This window comes from Gammaproteobacteria bacterium (genome assembly GCA_036381015.1).
Taxonomy (GTDB): Bacteria; Pseudomonadota; Gammaproteobacteria; order Steroidobacterales; family Rariloculaceae; genus ZC4RG20.
Window position 1 is genome coordinate 127,589 of record DASVDR010000024.1, and the last position, 16,135, is coordinate 143,723.

Genomic DNA, 16,135 nt, shown 5'->3' on the forward strand with positions numbered 1-16,135 from the left:
CCATGCGTTCCGTAGTCGTCGACAAGATCGCGTCCGTGGCGCTCGCGAGCGACCTCGCGCGCGAGATCCGGATCGATTCCCGAATTCCGTGCGAGGAGGGCGTGCTGATCGCCGTCGAGGTGCTGAGCAGCAAATCGAGCTACAACACGCTCGAGCTCACGAGCGGGCGCATGGCGCAAGTGAAGCGCGGCGACGTGATCGTCGGCGCCCTCGGGCATCGGAAGGCGCTCTTCGGCTACTCGGGGCACCTGCCCGAGAAGCTCGTGCCGGGCGACGTCGTGCAGCTCTTGAACCTCGGCGGCGTGCTCGGCATCTGCGACTCGATCAATCCGACGCACGGTCAGCCGTTCGACTGCCGCGTGCTCGGCGTCGTCCTCGACTTCCCCTATCTCGGCCAGCGCGTCGGCGTGCCGGCGCGGGTGAGCGAGTTGAAGCCGAGCAGCGACGCGAAGCTCGCGATCGACGGCATTCCGGTCGTCGCGCTCGCGGGCACCTGCATGAACTCCGGCAAGACGGCGGCGGCGTGCGCGATCGTCAGCCGCTTCCGCCACAACGGGCTCGTCGTGGACGCGTTCAAGGCCACCGGCGTCGCGCTGCGCCGCGACATCCTCGCGATGGAGGACGCCGGCGCCCGGAACACGGCGATCTTCACGGACCTCGGCGTCGTCGCGACGACGTCGGCGAACGCGCCGGCCATCGCGCGCAGCCTGCTCGCGATGCTCGTGCAGAAGCGGCCCGACGTCATCGTCTTCGAGCTCGGCGACGGCCTGCTCGGCGCGTACGGCGTCGAGGCCATCCTGCACGACCCCGAGATCCGCAAGGTCCTGAGCGCAGTCGTTCTCTGCGCGAACGATCCGGTCGCCGCATGGGGCGGCGTGAAGCTGCTGCGCGAGGAGTTCGGGATCGAGCCGACGGTCGTCACCGGCCCGGCCACCGACAACCAAGTCGGCATCGACATCATCGCCGCCCGCACCAACGTCCCCGCGATCAACGCGATGTCGAACGGCGCGGATCTCGGCGACCTGCTCCTGTCCGGGATCGGCCTCGGCGCCCGGCTCGCGAAGGCCGCGCCATGAGGACCTGGCCCGTCATCCTTCTCGGCGGCTCGGGCTACGTCGCCGGCGAGATGCTGAGGCTCCTCGCGCAGCACCCGCAGCTCGAGCTCGCCGCTGCGGTCTCGACGAGCCAGGCCGGAGAGCCGATCGCGTCCGCGTTCGGGCATCTCGCGGGCGCGTATCCGGATCAGTGTTTCGTCTCGCTCGACGCGGCGGTGGAGCGTCTGCGCGAGGCGGAGCACTGGGTGCTCCTCTCGGCCGCACCGCACGGCGCCTCCGCCGAGGTCGTCGCGCAGCTGCTCGACGCGGCGGAGGCCGCCGGCGTCGGGATCACGGCCGTGGATGCGTCTGCGGACTTCCGCTTCGAGGATCCGGAAGCGTACGCGCGGATTTACGGCCATCCGCATGCGGCGCCGGCCCGGCTTGCGGAGTTCAGCTGCGCGCTGCCCGAGCACCTCGCGGCGATCGATACGCCGCACGCGGCGCACCCCGGCTGCTTCGCCACGTCGATGCTGCTCGGCATCGTGCCGCTCGTCGCGGCCGACGTCGTGACGCCGGACTTCTTCGTCAGCGCGATCACCGGAAGCACCGGCGCGGGGCGCACGCCGCGCGATACCACGCATCATCCGATGCGCCACAACAATCTGTTCGCGTACCAGGCCCTGAAGCACCGCCACGCGCCCGAGGTCCGCGCGCTGGCCGAGCGCGCGACGCGGCGTGCGATCGGCTTGCGGTTCGTGCCCCATTCCGGGCCTTTCTCGCGCGGCATCTACGCGACGATCTTCGCGCAGCTGAAATCGGGCGCCACGGCGGGCGACGCGCACGACGCGCTCGACGAGTACTACCGGGAAGCGCATTTCGTCCGCGTGCTGCGCGAGCCGCCGAGGATGAAGGACATCGTCGCGAGCAACTACGCGGCGCTCAGCGTGAGCGTCGACGGCGACGCCCTCGTCGTGCATTCGGCCGTCGACAATCTGATCAAGGGAGCTGCAGGAGGCAGCATACAATGGGTGAATCGACTGCTCGGGTTGCCGGAGCCGCTCGGGCTCACGGCGCCCACGGCCGGGTGGGTGTGATGGCGACGACCGGGCGCCGGCGCGGCGCGCATCTCGACGAGGTCTATCCGACGCTGCCGTTCACGCCGGTCTCCGGGCGCGGTGCGTGGCTCGAGGACGAGTCCGGGCGGCGCGTCGTGGATTTCTACGGCGGGCATGCGGTCGCCGCGCTCGGCTATGGCCATCCGCGCCTGACGGAGGCGATCGCGCGCCAGGCGGCGGCTTTGCACTTCCAGAGCAACGTGCTGCCGCTCGCCGTGCGCGACGAGGCGGCCGAGCGGCTCGCCGCATTCGCGCCGCGCGGCCTCGATCGCGTGTTCTTCGTGAACAGCGGCGCGGAGGCGAACGAGAACGCCCTGCGCGTCGCGATCAAGATCACGGGCCGGACGAAGATCGTCGCCGTGGAGCACTCGTTTCACGGCCGCACGGCCGCGGCCGGCGCCGCGACCTGGGGCTCGAAGTCCTGGTACGCGTTTCCGCGCACGCCGTTCGACGTCGTTTTCGTCCCGCGCAACGACGTCGCCGCGCTGCACGCCGCGGTCGACGACCGCACCGCGGCCGTGATCGCGGAGCCCGTGCAAGGCCTCGCCGGCGCATTCGATCTCGCCACGGACTTCCTGCGCGCCGCCCGTCAGGCTTGCGACCGGCACGACGCGCTGCTCATTCTCGACGAGGTCCAGTCCGGGATGGGCCGGCTCGGCACGCCGTTCGGCGCGGACCTGCATCGCGTGCAGCCCGATCTCCTGACGACCGCGAAAGGGATCGCCGGGGGCTTTCCGTGCGGCGCGCTGATCATGACCCCTTCGATCGCCGCGGAGCTCCGGCCGGGGCAGCTCGGGACGACGTTCGGCGGCGGGCCGCTCGCGTGCGCTGCGATCATCGCCGTGATCGACGCGATCGAGCAGGAGCGCCTGCTCGACAATGTGCGCGCGCTCTCCGCCCTGATCCGCGAGACCTGCATCGTGGGCCCGGTGCGCGGAATTCAAGGCGCGGGCTTCCTCCTCGGGCTGAAGACCGCGCCGCCGGCCGCGAAGGTGCGCGACGCGCTCCTTGCACGGGGCGTTTTGACCGGGACGAGCACCGACCCGCACGTGCTGCGGCTCCTGCCGCCGCTCGTCCTCGAGCGTGAGCACGTGACGCTGTTGGCGCGAGCCTTGGGAGAGCTGACCGATGAAGCGCTTTAACGACCTGGCCGACTTCTCGACCGACGAAATCCGCAGCCTGCTCGACCTCGCGGACCGGCTCGAGAAGCGCCCGGAGCCGCGGGCGCTCGAAGGCAAGGTCCTGTCGCTGTTGTTCCTCAGCCCGTCGCTGCGGACGCTCGCGTCGTTTCAAGCCGCGATGGTCCGTCTCGGCGGCGGCGCGTTCGTGATCTCGCCCGAAATGTCGATCCACGGCCTCGAGTCGCGGCAGGGCATCGTCATGGACGGCGTCGCGGCCGAGCACGTCCGCGAGGCCGTGCCGGTGATCGCGTCGTACGGCGACGCGATCGGCATCCGCGCGTTCGCGAAACGCTTGAATCTCGCCGACGACCTGGCCGACCGCGAGTTCGGCGAGCTCGCGGCGCTCGCCGGCGACAAGCCGATGATCAACATGGAGTCGGCGATCAACCACCCGTGCCAGAGCCTCGCGGACTGGAAGACGATGGACGATCTGGACGTGCCCGCCGAAGGCGGCCGCTTCGTCCTTTCGTGGGCCTATCATCCGAAGCCGCTGCCGCTCGCCGTGCCCGCCGCCACGGTCCACATGGCGGCCGCACGGGGAATGGAGGTCGTCGTGCTGCGGCCGCCCGGATTCGAGCTGCCGGACGCGATCATGAGCAAGGCGCGGGCCGCGGCGGAAGCGTCGGGCGGGCGCGTGATCGAGACCGAGGATCGGCGCGAGGCGATGGAAGGCGCGCACGTGATCTACGCGAAGTCGTGGTCGTCCACGCGCTGCTACACGGACCGGCTCGGCGACAAGGCGCTGCGCGAGGAGCGGGTCGACTGGTGCGTCGACGAGCCGTGGTTCGAGAACGCGCAGCCCGATTGCCGCTTCATGCACTGTCTGCCGGTGCGGCGCGGCGTCGTCGTCGCCGACCGCATCCTCGACGGTCCGCGGAGCATCGTGGTCCGCGAGGCGCACAACCGCATGCTCGTGCAGATGGCCGTGCTCCACACGATGCTGAAGGGATGAACGAAATGCCGAGACTGAGCGGAACGGAGCGGACGATCGCCGTCACCGCGCTGCGGCACGCGGTGCCGTACATCCGGATGTACAAGCGGAAGGTCTTCGTGCTGAAGGCCGGCGGCGACGCGTTCACGTCGCCCGAATCCACGCGCGCGCTGATGGAGCAGATCGGCATCCTGCATCAGGTCGGCATTCGCGTCGTCGTCGTGCACGGGGGCGGGCCGCAGGCGACCCGGCTCTCCGAGCGCCTCGGGCTCGAGACCGCGATCGTCGACGGTCGGCGCGTGACCGACGCGGCGACGCTCGACGTCGCCACGATGGTCCTGAACGGCGAGATCAACACGCGCCTCCTCGCGGCGTGCCGGGAGCTCGGCGTGCCGGCCGTCGGCATCAGCGGCGTGGACGGCGGGCTCATCCGCGCGCGCCGGCGTCCGCCCGTGGAGCGCAACGGGTCGACGATCGACTACGGCTTCGTCGGCGACATCGAGCGGGTCGAGCCGGCCGTGATCTCGAAGCTGCTCGACGACGACCTCGTGCCGATCGTGAGCCCGCTGTCCGCGGACGACTCGGGGACGCTGCTCAACATCAATGCGGACACCGTGGCCGCGGCGATCGCGTGCGCGCTCCAGGCGGAGAAGCTCGTGCTCGCCACCGGCGTCCCCGGCATCCTCGAGTCGCTCGACGATCCCGGCTCGCTGATCTCCTACGTCGATCGCGCGGGGCTCGCGCGGCTGCGCGACGAAGGCAAGCTGAAGGACGGGATGCTGCCGAAGGTCGCCGCGATCGAGAAGGCCCTCGCCGGCGGCGTGCGGCGCGTGCACGTGATCTCGTATGCGCTGCCGGACAGCCTGCTGCTCGAGGTGTTCACGAACGAAGGCACCGGCACGATGGTCGTCGACGACATCGAGCACCTGAGCCCGGCCGAGCAGCAGGCGTAGGACGGCCATGGCCGAGCGAACGAAGCAGTCGGCGGCGGCCGCGGCCCGGAGGAGTTGAGCCGCCGTGGCGCGTCTTTGGGACAAGGGGCTGCCACTCGACGAGCGGGTGCTGCGGTTCACGGCCGGCGAGGACCACCGGCTCGACGAGCGTCTCGTCGCGTACGACGTGCGCGCGTCGATCGCACATGCGCAAATGCTCGAGCAGCAGGGCCTGCTCACGGCGGAGGACGGCGCCGCGATCCGCGCCGGCCTCGCCGCGCTCGGTGAAGCGCATGCGGCCGGCGAGTGGTCGGTATCGCTCGCCGACGAGGACGTGCACGGCGCGCTCGAGGCACGACTGATCGAGCGGATCGGCGAAGCCGGCGGCCGTGTGCACCTCGGCCGGTCGCGCAACGATCAGGTCCTCGCCGCGCTCCGCCTCTATTTGAAGGACGCGGTGCACGCGCTCGCCGACGACGCGGCAGAGTGCGTCCGCGCACTCGAGGCGATCGCCGCGCGTCAGGGAGACGTCCGGCTTCCGGGCTACACGCACATGCAGCCGGCGATGCCGAGCTCGGTCGCGCTGTGGGCGGGGGGCTTCGCTGCCGAGCTCGCGGACGATCGCGACGGTCTGCTTCGAACGGTCGCGCGCATCGACTTGAACCCGCTCGGCTCCGCCGCCGGGTACGGCGTGCCGAACCTGCCGCTCGACCGCGACGCGACGCGGCAGGCGCTCGGCTTCGCGCGCAATCACGAGCCGGTCACGGCCGTGCAGCTGTCGCGGGGGAAGGCCGAGGCGAGCGTGATCTTCGAGCTCACGCTGATGCTCGGCGACGTCGCGCGGCTCGCTTCCGACCTCCTTCTCTTCTACACGGCCGAGTTCGCCTACGTCGCCCTGCCCGCCGAGATGACGACGGGCTCGTCGATCATGCCGCAGAAGCGCAATCCCGACGTGCTCGAGCTGCTCCGCGCCGCGCCGGCCACGGCCGCCGGCGCGCTCGCCGAGGCTCTCGGCATCACGGCGAAGCTCACGTCCGGATACCATCGCGACCTTCAGCGGCTCAAGGCGCCGCTGTTCCGCACGATCGACCTCGCGCACGACGCGCTGACGATCGCGGCGCACGCGCTCGCCGGTGTCCGTTTCGTTCCGGAGAACATCCGCCTCCCCGACGACCTCGACGCCGCAGCGCGCGCGAACCGCCTCGTGCTCGAGCAGGGCCTGCCGTTCCGGGAAGCCTACCGGCGCGTCGCAGCCGAGCTCGCGAGGAAGAAGCCGTGAAGGTCGTGCCCGAAAAAGGTGTCGAAAAAGGTGTCAGACACCTTTTCTCGCGAAAAAGGTGTCTGACACCATTTTTCGCGCCATTTTTCGCGCTCCTTGCGGCAGGATTGCTGGCCGGATGCGGACAGAAGGGCCCGCTGCTGCTGCCCGATCCGCCCGCGGCCGGGGCGCCTTCGAGCGGCGCGGGCGAAGACGGCGACCAGCAATCCGAGAACGATTCCGACGACCGCGGGGCGCGCGGCGACGACGATGCCCGATAGCCCGCTCGTTCTCGTCGACGGCTCCTCGTATCTGTACCGCGCGTTCCACGCGCTGCCGGATCTGTCGACGAAGGACGGTCAGCCCACCGGGGCCATCCTCGGCGTGCTGAACATGATCTACAAGCTGATCGACGAGCACCGGCCCGAGCGCATGGCAGTCGTCTTCGACGCGCCGGGGAAGACGTTCCGCGACGATCTCTACGAGGAGTACAAGGCCAACCGCCCGCCGATGCCGGATCCGCTCGGCGCGCAGATCGGGCCGCTGCTCGAAGCGATCGAGACGCTCGGCATCCCGGTTCTCCAGGTGCCCGGCGTCGAGGCCGACGACGTGATCGGCACGCTCGCGAAGCAAGCCGCCGAGGCCGGACTCCACACGCTGATCTCGACGTCGGACAAGGACATGGCGCAGCTCGTCGACGCGCGCACGACGCTCGTCGATACGATGCCGCGCCCGGGGCGGGACGCGTCCGTGCCCGTCGACAAGGCACGGGTCGAAGAGAAGTTCGGCGTGCCGCCCGAGCGCATCGTGGATTTCCTCGCGCTGGTCGGCGACACGTCCGACAACATTCCGGGCGTCCCCGGCGTCGGCGCGAAGACGGCGGCCAAGTGGCTCGGCCAGTACGGCTCCTTGGACGCGCTGATCGAGCACGCGGACGAGATCCCGGGGAAAGCCGGCGAGCGGCTCCGGGAAGCGGTCCCGCAGCTTCCGCTCTACCGCCGTCTCGCGACCATCCAGCGCGACTGCGACTTGCCGTTCACGATCGACGACCTCGCGGTGAAGCCGCCGCGCGAGGAGGCGCTGCGCGCGCTTTACGGGCGCCTCGAGCTCTTCTCCCTGATCCGGCGGCGCCTGACGCCGGCCGAAGGCCAGGACGCGATCCCCGGCGCAGCCGAGGAGGAGCCCCGAAGCTACGAGACCGTGCTGACGGAGGCGCAGCTCGACACGTGGCTCGAACGCGTGCGCTCGGCGGAGCTCGCCGCCGTCGACGTCGAGGCGAACGGGGGCGATTACATGCACGCCGAGCTCGTCGGCATCGCGATGTCCGTCCGCCCCGGCGAGGCCGCGTACATTCCGCTCGGGCACACCTATCCCGGCGCGCCGGCGCAGCTCGACCGCGCGCGCGTGCTCGCGCGCCTCCGCCCGTGGCTCGAATCGGCCGCGCCGAAGGTCGTGCACGATGTGAAGTTCGCGGCGCATGTTTTCGGCCGCGCGGGCATCCGGCTCGAAGGAGCGCTGTACGACACGATGCTCGAGTCGTACGTGTGGAACTCCGTCGCGACCCGCCACGAGCTTGCCGCGATCGCCGCGAAATACGCCGGCGTGCGAGCCGCGAAGCGCGAGGACGTGTGCGGCAAGGGCGCGAAGGAGATTCCTTTCGATCAGGTCGAGCTCGACGCCGCGACGCGTTACGCCGCGGAGGCCGCCGACGTGACGGGCCGCGTCCACGGCAAGCTCTGGCCCGAGATCCGCCGGATCGAGGAGCTCGAGCGGCTCTACGTCGAGATAGAGCAGCCGCTGGTGCGCGTGCTCGTGCTGATGGAGCAAGCCGGGGTCAAGGTCGACGCGGCGATGCTGCGCCGGCAAAGCGGCGAGCTCGCCGAGGCGATGGCCCGAACGGAGGCCGCAGCCCATGCGGAAGCGGGCGGCCCGTTCAACCTCGGCTCGCCGAAGCAGCTCCAGGAGGTGCTCTACGACCGGCTCGCGCTGCCCGTGCTCGGCAAGACGCCCGGAGGCCAGCCATCGACGGCCGAGAGCGTGCTTCAGGAGCTCGCGCAGACCTTCGACCTCCCGCGCCTGATCCTCGAGTACCGAGCGCTCGCGAAGCTCAAATCGACGTACACGGACAAGCTTCCCCGGGAGATCGACCCCCGAACCGGGCGCATCCATACGTGCTATCACCAGGCGGTCGCGGCCACGGGGCGCCTTTCGTCCTCCGAGCCGAACCTGCAGAACATCCCGATCCGAACGCCCGAAGGGCGGAAGATTCGGCAGGCGTTCGTGGCGCCGCCGGGGTACCGGCTGCTCGCGGCCGACTACTCCCAGATCGAGCTCAGGATCATGGCGCACCTGTCCGGCGACGACGGGCTGCGCGCGGCCTTCGAGGCCCGGGAGGACATCCACCGGGCGACCGCCGCGGAGGTGTTCGGCGTGCCGCTGGCCGACGTGACGCCCGACCAGCGCCGGTCGGCGAAAGCCATCAACTTCGGGCTGATCTACGGGATGTCCGCGTTCGGCCTCTCCCGGCAGCTCGGCGTCGAGCGAGGCGAGGCCGGGCGGTACATCGAGCTCTACTTCAAGCGTTATCCCGGCGTGAAGCGCTACATGGACGAGACGCGGGCGCGGGCCCGGCGGGACGGGTTCGTCAGCACGGTGTTCGGCCGGCGGCTCTACCTGCCGGAGATCAACGAGCGCAACGCCCAGCGGCGCCAGTACGCGGAGCGCAGCGCGATCAACGCGCCGATGCAAGGCACCGCCGCGGACATCATCAAGCGGGCGATGCTGAAGATCCAGCAATGGCTCGAATCGGCCGGCGAGGACGCGCGGCTGATCATGCAGGTCCACGACGAGCTCGTGCTCGAGGTCCGGGAGGACCGCGCGGCGGACGTCGCCCGCGAGGTCGCGCGGCTGATGGAATCGGCCGCCGAGCTCTCCGTGCCGCTCCACGTGGACGTCGGAATCGGCGCGAACTGGGACGAGGCGCACTGAGGTCGCGAAGCGTGGGGCGCGCGGGAAACGGCGCGGCCGGGAGAATCGGCCGGAACTTTTCGGGAGAGCCCCTGACTAAGAGCACAGACGCCTGATGAGGGCGTCCCCGCTATCCTCCCTAAGCGGGCTTGGTTCCGGTTACCCCAACCGGAACACTTAAGCCCCGGGTGTGTCCCCTGAATCCCATGCCCGGGGCTTTCTTTAAGACTTGGCCCCGCGGTTCCCCCCCCGGGGCCTTTTTTTGCCTGCAGGCCCCGTATCGGCAGCGTGGCCGGGCGCAGGCGCCCCGACCCCGGCCGGCGCGAGCCAGGCCTCGAGCCGGGCGCGGGCCTCGTCGACGCCTTCCCCGGTCAGCGCCGAGAACAGGATGAGGCTCGCGGCCGCTGGCGCGCTCGCGGCCACGAGCCGCTGCTGACGACGGGCGGCGCCGCGGCTCAGCTTGTCGGCCTTCGTCAGCAGCAGCAGCACCGGCAGATCGAGCGACGCCGCCCACTCGATCATCGTCCGATCGAGGTCGCCGAGCCCCCGCCGGATGTCGACCGTGATCACGACGCCCCGCAGCCCCCGCCGCCCCCGGAAATAGGACTCGAGCAGCGCGCGCCATCCCTCGCGGACGGCCGGCGCGACCTTCGCGTACCCGTAGCCCGGGAGGTCGACGATCCGGCGCCCCGGCGACCACTCGAAGAAGTTGACGAGCCGGGTGCGTCCCGGCGTCTTGCTGACACGGGCCAGCTTCCGCACGCCGGTCAGCGCATTGATCGCGCTCGACTTGCCCGAGTTCGAGCGGCCGACGAACGCGACCTCGCCGGCGTCGTCGGGCGGGAAGCCCGAAGCGTCCGACGCGCTCGTCAGAAAGCGGGCGGCGGGCATCGGGGAGGAATCCGGTGAAACGAGGGTGGCTAGTGTACAATCCGCGCCTCACCGGTACGTAACAGCATGCACGAGATGACTCACGAAACGGAGGCGCGCGCCCGCCGCCGGCTCCCGGCCCTGATCGCGCTCGCCGCGCTCGCGGCCGCGGGCATGCTCGGAGGCGGCGCGGCGCTCGCGCAAGGCCCCGCTGCCGACGGGGGCGCGGGCGCTCAGGACGAGGACCTTATTTTCGGGGGCTCCGTGGAAGCGGGGCGAGAGAAGTCGACGACCTGCGCCGCTTGCCACGGCGTCGACGGCAACAGCGTGGCGCCGGAGTGGCCGAGCCTCGCGGGCCAGCACCCCACGTACATCTACCGGCAGCTCCAGGCGTATCGAAACGGCGAGCGGCAGGATCCGGCGATGGTCGGCTTCGCGTCGATGCTCTCGGAGCAGGACATGCGCGACCTCGCCGCGTATTTCTCGGTGCAGAAGCTCACGCCGAAGGGTGCGGACCCCGAGCTCGTCGGTCTCGGTGAGGACATTTACCGGGGCGGCATTCCCGAGCGCGGCATCCCGGCGTGCACGGCGTGCCACGGTCCGGCGGGCCACGGCAACTATCTCGCCGCGTTTCCGCGGATCGGCGGGCAGCACTCTGCGTACATGCTGAAGACGCTCCACGATTACGCGGAAGGCGCGCGGCGGTCCGACGCCGACTACAACCAGATGATGCGCAACGTCGCCGACCAGCTGCTCGAGGACGAGATGCGCGCCGTCGTGAGCTACGTGCAGGGCTTGCGACGCTGAAGCTTCGAGCACGCCCGCGGTCGGCCGCACGGGAGACGTGAGATGAGAGTGATCAAGCCTCTGTTCCCGGCCCTCCTGGCGCTCGCGTTGGCCGCCTGCGAGGGCAACGCCCCCGACAGCGCCGCCGACCCGGGCCTCGAGAGCGGCCAGGCGACGCTCGCACCGGCCGCCGCCCCCGAGGCCGAGGACGGAGCGGAGAGCACGCAGGAGCCGACGTCGGCGCGATTTCAGCTCGGCACCCACTACAGGCGCCTCTCGCCGACCCAGCCGACGAGCTCGAGCCCCGACCGCGTCGAGGTGGCCGAGATCTTCTGGTACGGCTGCCCGCACTGCTATGCGTTCGAGCCCTACATCGCACGGTGGCAAGCAGAGAAGCCGGCGTACGTCAGCTTCGTGCGCGTGCCCGCGGTCTGGAACCCTCTCCTGCGCCTGCACGCGCGGGCGTTCTATACGGCCCAGGCGCTCGGCAAGGGCGAAGCGATGCACGAGGCGTTCTTCACGGAGATTCACGAGAACGGCAATCCGCTCGATTCGGAGGAAGCGCTCGCGGAGTTTTTCGCGCGCTTCGGCGTCGATGCCGATGCATTCCGTGACGCCTTCGACTCCTTCGACGTGAACTCGAAGCTTCAGCGCGCGGACGAGCTGAACCGCCGTTACGAGATCACCAGCGTGCCGTCGATCGTCGTCAACGGGAAATACACGACGAACGCGACGATGGCGGGCGGCCACGACCAGCTGATCGAGCTGATCGGCGAGCTCGTCGAGGCGGAGCGGAGCGCCGACTGAAGGACCGCGCCGCACGGCGCCGGCTCACCGCGCACGCCGCCGGACGCGGCGCTGCCTTGCGGGCACATCGAGCGATGCCGCGCTCAAAACGGATCCCGAGGCTCGGAGACGCCGTGGGGGTCCACGTGAATCAGCACCTCCGCCCCCGGAAAGACCTCTTGCACGCCGGCCTCGATCTCCTCGCTGATCGCATGGGCTTCGAGCAGCGTGAGCGCCGGGTCGAGCTCGAGGTGCATCTGAATGAACTCGGTCGAGCCGGACGAGCGAGTGCGGATGTCGTGAACGCCGAGAACCGCCGGGTGAGCGTGCGCGATCCGCTCGATCTCCCTGCGTGACGCCGCCGGCAGCTCGCGGTCGAGCAGCACGGCGAGCGCGTCGACCACGATCGTGCGCACGCTCCAGAGGATTACGCCGACGACGAGGAGACCGAGCAGCGGATCGATGACGTACCACGAGAAGCGGTAAGCGACAAAAAGCCCGACGAGGATGGCCGCGTTCGTCAGGATGTCCGCCCGGTAGTGCATCGAATCGGCCGAGATCGCGAGCGATCCGGTGCGCGCGATCACGCGGCGTTGGAACGCGAACAGCCCGAGGGTCAGCAGCAGCGACGCCGCGATCGACGTCAGCGCCGCCGCGGGGGCGGCCGGTGGTTCCGGCCGGAGCAGGCGGCCGACGGCTTCCACGGCGACGAAGAGCGCGGACGCCGTCACGATCAACGCCTGGACGAGCCCGGCGACGCCTTCGGACTTGCCGTGGCCGAAACGATGCTCGCGATCGGCGGGCGTCAGCGCGACGCGCACGGCGACCAGCGTGATCAGCGAGGCGACGAGGTCGAGCGTCGAGTCCGCGAGCGAGCTCAGCACGGCGATCGAGCCGCTCGCGTACCAGGCCCAAAGCTTCCACGCGATCAGCACGACCGCGACGCTCACCGACGCGAACGCCGCGAGGCGCATCAGCCTCGCCCGTTCGCGCTCGAGGTCACTCGCCTGCATCGGTGGCGCGGCCGATCGAAGCACGTCACTGCCTCAGACGCGCGCGAGCCTCTCGGCCGCCGCGCGCAGCGTTGCGTCCTCCTTCGCGAAGCAGAACCGAACGATCGTCGCCGAAGGCGGATCGGCGTAGAACACCGAGATCGGAATCGCGGCGACGCCGTGCTCGACGGTAAGCCTTTGCGCGAACTGCCTGTCCGGCTCGTCCGAGATCCGCCCGTAGTCCGCGAGCTGAAAGTACGTGCCGCGGGCGGGGACGAGCTCGAAGCGGGAGCCTTGCATGAGCTCGAGGAACAGGTCGCGCTTCGCGCCGTAGAACTCGGGAAGCGACAGGTAATGCTCCGGGCATTCATCGAGATAGTCGGCGAGCGCATGCTGCAGCGGCGTGACGACGGCAAAGCACACGTACTGATGGACCTTCCTCAGCTCGGCGGTCAGTGCGCGAGGGGCGACCGCACAGCCGACCTTCCAGCCCGTCGCGTGGTAGGTCTTGCCGAACGAGAACACGGCGAACGAGCGCTCCCGAAGCTCCGGATGCGCGAGGACGGTCGCGTGACGGCGGCCGTCGAACACGATGTGCTCGTACACCTCGTCGCTCAGCACGTAGCAGCCGTAGGGGCGGAGCGCCGCTGCGAGCGCGTCGAGGTCGTCCGGCGCGAGCAGCGCGCCGGTCGGGTTGTGCGGCGAGTTCACGATCACGAGGCGGGTCCGATCGCTCAGGACGCCGCGGAGCCGATCCCAATCGATCGCGAACGTGCCCGGCGTGAGCGGGACGTGCAGCGTCCGGCCTCCGGCGAGCTCGACGGCCGGCTCGTACGAGTCGTACGCCGGATCGAAGACGATCACGTCGTCGCCCGGGCGCACGACGGCGTGCACCGCGCAAAACAGCGCTTCGGTTCCGCCGGCCGTGACCGTGATCTCGGCATCCGGATCGGCATGCGCGCCGTAGACGCGACGAAGCTTCTCGGCGATCGCCTCCCGCAACGGCGCGGCTCCCGCCATCGGCGCATACTGATTGCGCCCCGCCTCGAGATGCGCGCGCACGAGCTCGACGAGCCGCGCGGGCGGTTGAAAGTCCGGGAAGCCCTGTGAGAGGTTAATGGCGTGGTGCTCCTCGGCGAGCTGTGACATGACGGTGAAGATCGTGGTCCCGACCTTCGGCAGCTTCGTCTCGAGCAGATTCATGCGCGCGGAGCCTCGGTGATGCTCGCAAAGCTCTTGATCGGCGTCGGCCTCGCGATCCTCGCGATCGGCCTGCTCCTGCATTTCGCGCCCGGCGCGCTCAGCTGGTTCGGACGCCTGCCCGGCGACATCCGGATCGAGCGCGGCAACACGCGTATCTTCTTTCCGCTCACGTCGATGATCATCGTCAGCATCGTGCTCACCGTGTTGCTGAACGTGTTCTTCCGTAGATGACCCGCCCTCGGCGCGGCGACGTGGCGCGGTACAGGAGCACCGATCTCGACGGCCGGCGGCGGCCGGCCGCGTCAGGGCCGGCGCCGGTCACCGAGGCCTGAATCCACGGCGGCGGGAGCCCCGCGAAAAGCCCGGGCTGGCCGTCGGCCGACGCTCGCGCGGCGAAGCGGAGCCGCGTCGCCGGCGCGCTCCGCCGGCGGCCGTCTCACGCCTCCTCGGCTTCCTCCTGCGGCGCGTTCATTTTCTCCGGCAGCAAGAACCTCGCCATGATCAGGCCGCCCTCGTAGAGCATGTACATCGGCAGGGCCAAGAGCGTCTGCGAGATCACGTCCGGCGGCGTGAGGAACATTCCGACGACGAACGCCCCGAGAAACACATAGGGCCGCGCCGCGCGCAGCTTGCGGACGTCGATGAGCCCGCTCCAGATCAGGAGCACGGTGCCGATCGGCACCTCGAACGATAGCCCGAAGGCGAGGAACAGCGTGAGGACGAAGGTCAGATAGGAGTTGATGTCGGTCATCACCGCGACGCCTTCCGGCGTGGATCCCACGAAGAATCCGAACATCAACGGAAAGACGAGGTAATACGCGAACGCGATGCCGGTGTAGAAAAGCACGATGCTCGAGACGAGCAACGGCAGCGCGAAACGCTTCTCGCGGCGATAAAGCCCGGGAGCGATGAAAGCCCACGCCTGGTACAGAACGGCGGGCATCGCGACGAACAGCGCGACGAACAGCGTGGTCTTGAAAGGCGTCAGGAACGGGCTCGCGACTTGGGTCGCGATCATCGTCGCCCCTTCCGGGAGCCTCGACATCAGCGGAGCGGCGATCGCCGTGAAGATTCTTTGGGAGAACGGCACGAGGCAGAGGAAAACGACGCCGACGGCCAAGAGCGACTTCATCATCCGGGAGCGCAGCTCCACGAGATGAGAGATCAGCGTGCCTTCGGCAAGCTTCTCGTCCTCGGTGTCGTTCATCACACGGCTCACTGCGCCGTCGTCCTTCGGCGTTCCGTCTCGCCCGCGCCGGCCTCGACATTCTCGCCGCGCTCGTCGCCGTCCGCGAGCGCGGGCTCCGCGTGCGCGGGCGGGCGAGCATCGACGACCGGGGCGCGATCATGCCTCGGCGCCGGAGGCGCAGCCTGCGCTTCGGGCGCGGGTGAGGAGGCGACGGCCGAGGCGGCCACGCTCGCGTCTCCGCCCGGCGTCTTCGCTTCGCCAGGCCCGTCGGCTTCGGCCTCACCCGCCGGAGCGGCCCCAGCCTCCGGAGCGGCGGCTCCGGCCTCGGCCTCCGGAGGAGTTCCGGCCTCACCCTGCGCTTCGGACCCGCCGGAATCGGCGGCCTGCGTCTCCGCAGGCTTGCTCGCGCGCTCGGCCTCCCGGCGCTTCTGCTGGCGCTGAAACTCCTCGAGCGCGATCTCGCGCTCGATCTGATAGCGGAGGTGGTTCGCCGTGCGGCGCGCTTTCGCGACCCAACGGCCGATCTGCGCGGCGACGCGCGGCAGCCGCTCGGGCCCGAGGATCAGAAGCCCGATCACGAAGACGAGAACGAGCTCTCCGGAGCCCACGCCGAACATCAGAGCCTACCGACCCCTGCGCTCACCCGTGAGACGCCTTGTCCTTCTGCTCCGCGAACTCCGCGTCCGGCTGGTTCGCTTCGAGCCGCTTCGCGTCTTCCTTCTCGTCGTCCTGTTCCATCGCCTTGCGGAAGCTCTTCAGAGCGCCGCCGAGGTCGCTGCCGATCGTCTTCAGCCGCTTCGTGCCGAAGATCAGCACGACGATCAGCAAGATGATCAGGAGCTGCCAGATGCTGATTCCGCCGAGTCCCATCGCATCCTCCGGGGCAAG

Annotated in this window: 17 protein-coding genes; 11 read left to right on the forward strand and 6 right to left on the reverse strand. The window is 69.9% G+C overall.

The window, feature by feature from the left end; translation table 11 throughout:
• Positions 1-2: 2 nt before the first annotated feature.
• From VF329_09075 to polA, 8 genes are all read left to right on the forward strand, one after another.
• Entirely contained in the window at positions 3-1,076 is a 1,074-nt protein-coding gene (locus tag VF329_09075; GenBank protein HEX7081152.1) for a hypothetical protein, read from the forward strand.
• Positions 1,073-2,131, forward strand: a complete 1,059-nt coding sequence (gene argC / locus VF329_09080) for an N-acetyl-gamma-glutamyl-phosphate reductase (protein ID HEX7081153.1) — start codon at positions 1,073-1,075, stop codon at positions 2,129-2,131. Before VF329_09075 ends, argC begins: the two co-directional genes overlap by 4 nt.
• Positions 2,131-3,294: an aminotransferase class III-fold pyridoxal phosphate-dependent enzyme gene (locus VF329_09085; GenBank protein ID HEX7081154.1), complete on the forward strand. Its 1,164-nt coding sequence runs from the start codon at positions 2,131-2,133 to the stop codon at positions 3,292-3,294. Before argC ends, VF329_09085 begins: the two co-directional genes overlap by 1 nt.
• On the forward strand, positions 3,281-4,285 hold the full coding sequence (locus tag VF329_09090; GenBank protein HEX7081155.1) for an N-acetylornithine carbamoyltransferase: 1,005 nt from the start codon (positions 3,281-3,283) through the stop codon (positions 4,283-4,285). The genes VF329_09085 and VF329_09090 overlap by 14 nt, the downstream gene beginning before the upstream one ends.
• A 5-nt stretch (positions 4,286-4,290) precedes the next feature.
• A complete protein-coding gene (gene argB / locus VF329_09095; GenBank protein ID HEX7081156.1) occupies positions 4,291-5,217 on the forward strand; it encodes an acetylglutamate kinase in 927 nt (308 codons plus the stop codon).
• A gap of 64 nt (positions 5,218-5,281) precedes the next feature.
• Positions 5,282-6,475 carry an argininosuccinate lyase gene (argH, locus tag VF329_09100; protein HEX7081157.1) on the forward strand — a complete coding sequence of 398 codons (1,194 nt, stop codon included), beginning with the start codon at positions 5,282-5,284 and terminating at the stop codon, positions 6,473-6,475.
• Positions 6,472-6,735 carry a lipoprotein gene (locus tag VF329_09105; GenBank protein ID HEX7081158.1) on the forward strand — a complete coding sequence of 88 codons (264 nt, stop codon included), beginning with the start codon at positions 6,472-6,474 and terminating at the stop codon, positions 6,733-6,735. The genes argH and VF329_09105 overlap by 4 nt, the downstream gene beginning before the upstream one ends.
• Positions 6,725-9,442 carry a DNA polymerase I gene (gene polA, locus VF329_09110; protein ID HEX7081159.1) on the forward strand — a complete coding sequence of 906 codons (2,718 nt, stop codon included), beginning with the start codon at positions 6,725-6,727 and terminating at the stop codon, positions 9,440-9,442. Before VF329_09105 ends, polA begins: the two co-directional genes overlap by 11 nt.
• Positions 9,443-9,643: 201 nt before the next feature.
• Here the strand turns inward: polA and yihA are convergent, their stop codons facing one another.
• The gene (yihA, locus tag VF329_09115) at positions 9,644-10,312 is read right to left on the reverse strand and encodes a ribosome biogenesis GTP-binding protein YihA/YsxC (GenBank protein ID HEX7081160.1); all 669 of its coding nucleotides are present in this window, start codon (positions 10,310-10,312) and stop codon (positions 9,644-9,646) included.
• Between the two features lie 75 nt (positions 10,313-10,387).
• Here yihA and VF329_09120 point away from each other — a divergent pair, with 75 nt between their 5' ends.
• Together VF329_09120 and VF329_09125 are read left to right on the forward strand one after the other, a co-directional pair.
• Positions 10,388-11,098, forward strand: a complete 711-nt coding sequence (locus tag VF329_09120; protein HEX7081161.1) for a c-type cytochrome — start codon at positions 10,388-10,390, stop codon at positions 11,096-11,098.
• 42 nt (positions 11,099-11,140) lie between these two features.
• Positions 11,141-11,884 (forward strand): thiol:disulfide interchange protein DsbA/DsbL, encoded by a 744-nt coding sequence (locus tag VF329_09125; GenBank protein HEX7081162.1) that lies wholly within the window; start codon positions 11,141-11,143, stop codon positions 11,882-11,884.
• A gap of 83 nt (positions 11,885-11,967) precedes the next feature.
• Here the strand turns inward: VF329_09125 and VF329_09130 are convergent, their stop codons facing one another.
• Positions 11,968-12,876, reverse strand: coding sequence for a cation diffusion facilitator family transporter (locus VF329_09130; protein ID HEX7081163.1), 909 nt, complete (start codon positions 12,874-12,876; stop codon positions 11,968-11,970).
• Between the two features lie 33 nt (positions 12,877-12,909).
• Complete coding sequence (locus VF329_09135; GenBank protein HEX7081164.1) at positions 12,910-14,052, reverse strand: methionine aminotransferase; 1,143 nt, start codon at positions 14,050-14,052, stop codon at positions 12,910-12,912.
• A gap of 24 nt (positions 14,053-14,076) precedes the next feature.
• On the opposite strand from VF329_09135, the gene VF329_09140 reads away from it, so the two are divergent.
• Positions 14,077-14,289 (forward strand): DUF2905 domain-containing protein, encoded by a 213-nt coding sequence (locus VF329_09140; protein ID HEX7081165.1) that lies wholly within the window; start codon positions 14,077-14,079, stop codon positions 14,287-14,289.
• 205 nt (positions 14,290-14,494) lie between these two features.
• Here VF329_09140 and tatC read toward each other — a convergent pair whose 3' ends face one another.
• Genes tatC through tatA form a run of 3 tightly spaced genes read right to left on the reverse strand, consistent with a single transcriptional unit; the run spans position 14,495 to position 16,117 of the window.
• A complete protein-coding gene (gene tatC, locus VF329_09145; protein ID HEX7081166.1) occupies positions 14,495-15,265 on the reverse strand; it encodes a twin-arginine translocase subunit TatC in 771 nt (256 codons plus the stop codon).
• Between the two features lie 8 nt (positions 15,266-15,273).
• Entirely contained in the window at positions 15,274-15,864 is a 591-nt protein-coding gene (gene tatB / locus VF329_09150) for a Sec-independent protein translocase protein TatB (protein HEX7081167.1), read from the reverse strand.
• A 22-nt stretch (positions 15,865-15,886) separates the two neighbouring features.
• Positions 15,887-16,117 carry a twin-arginine translocase TatA/TatE family subunit gene (tatA, locus tag VF329_09155; GenBank protein ID HEX7081168.1) on the reverse strand — a complete coding sequence of 77 codons (231 nt, stop codon included), beginning with the start codon at positions 16,115-16,117 and terminating at the stop codon, positions 15,887-15,889.
• Positions 16,118-16,135: the final 18 nt, after the last annotated feature.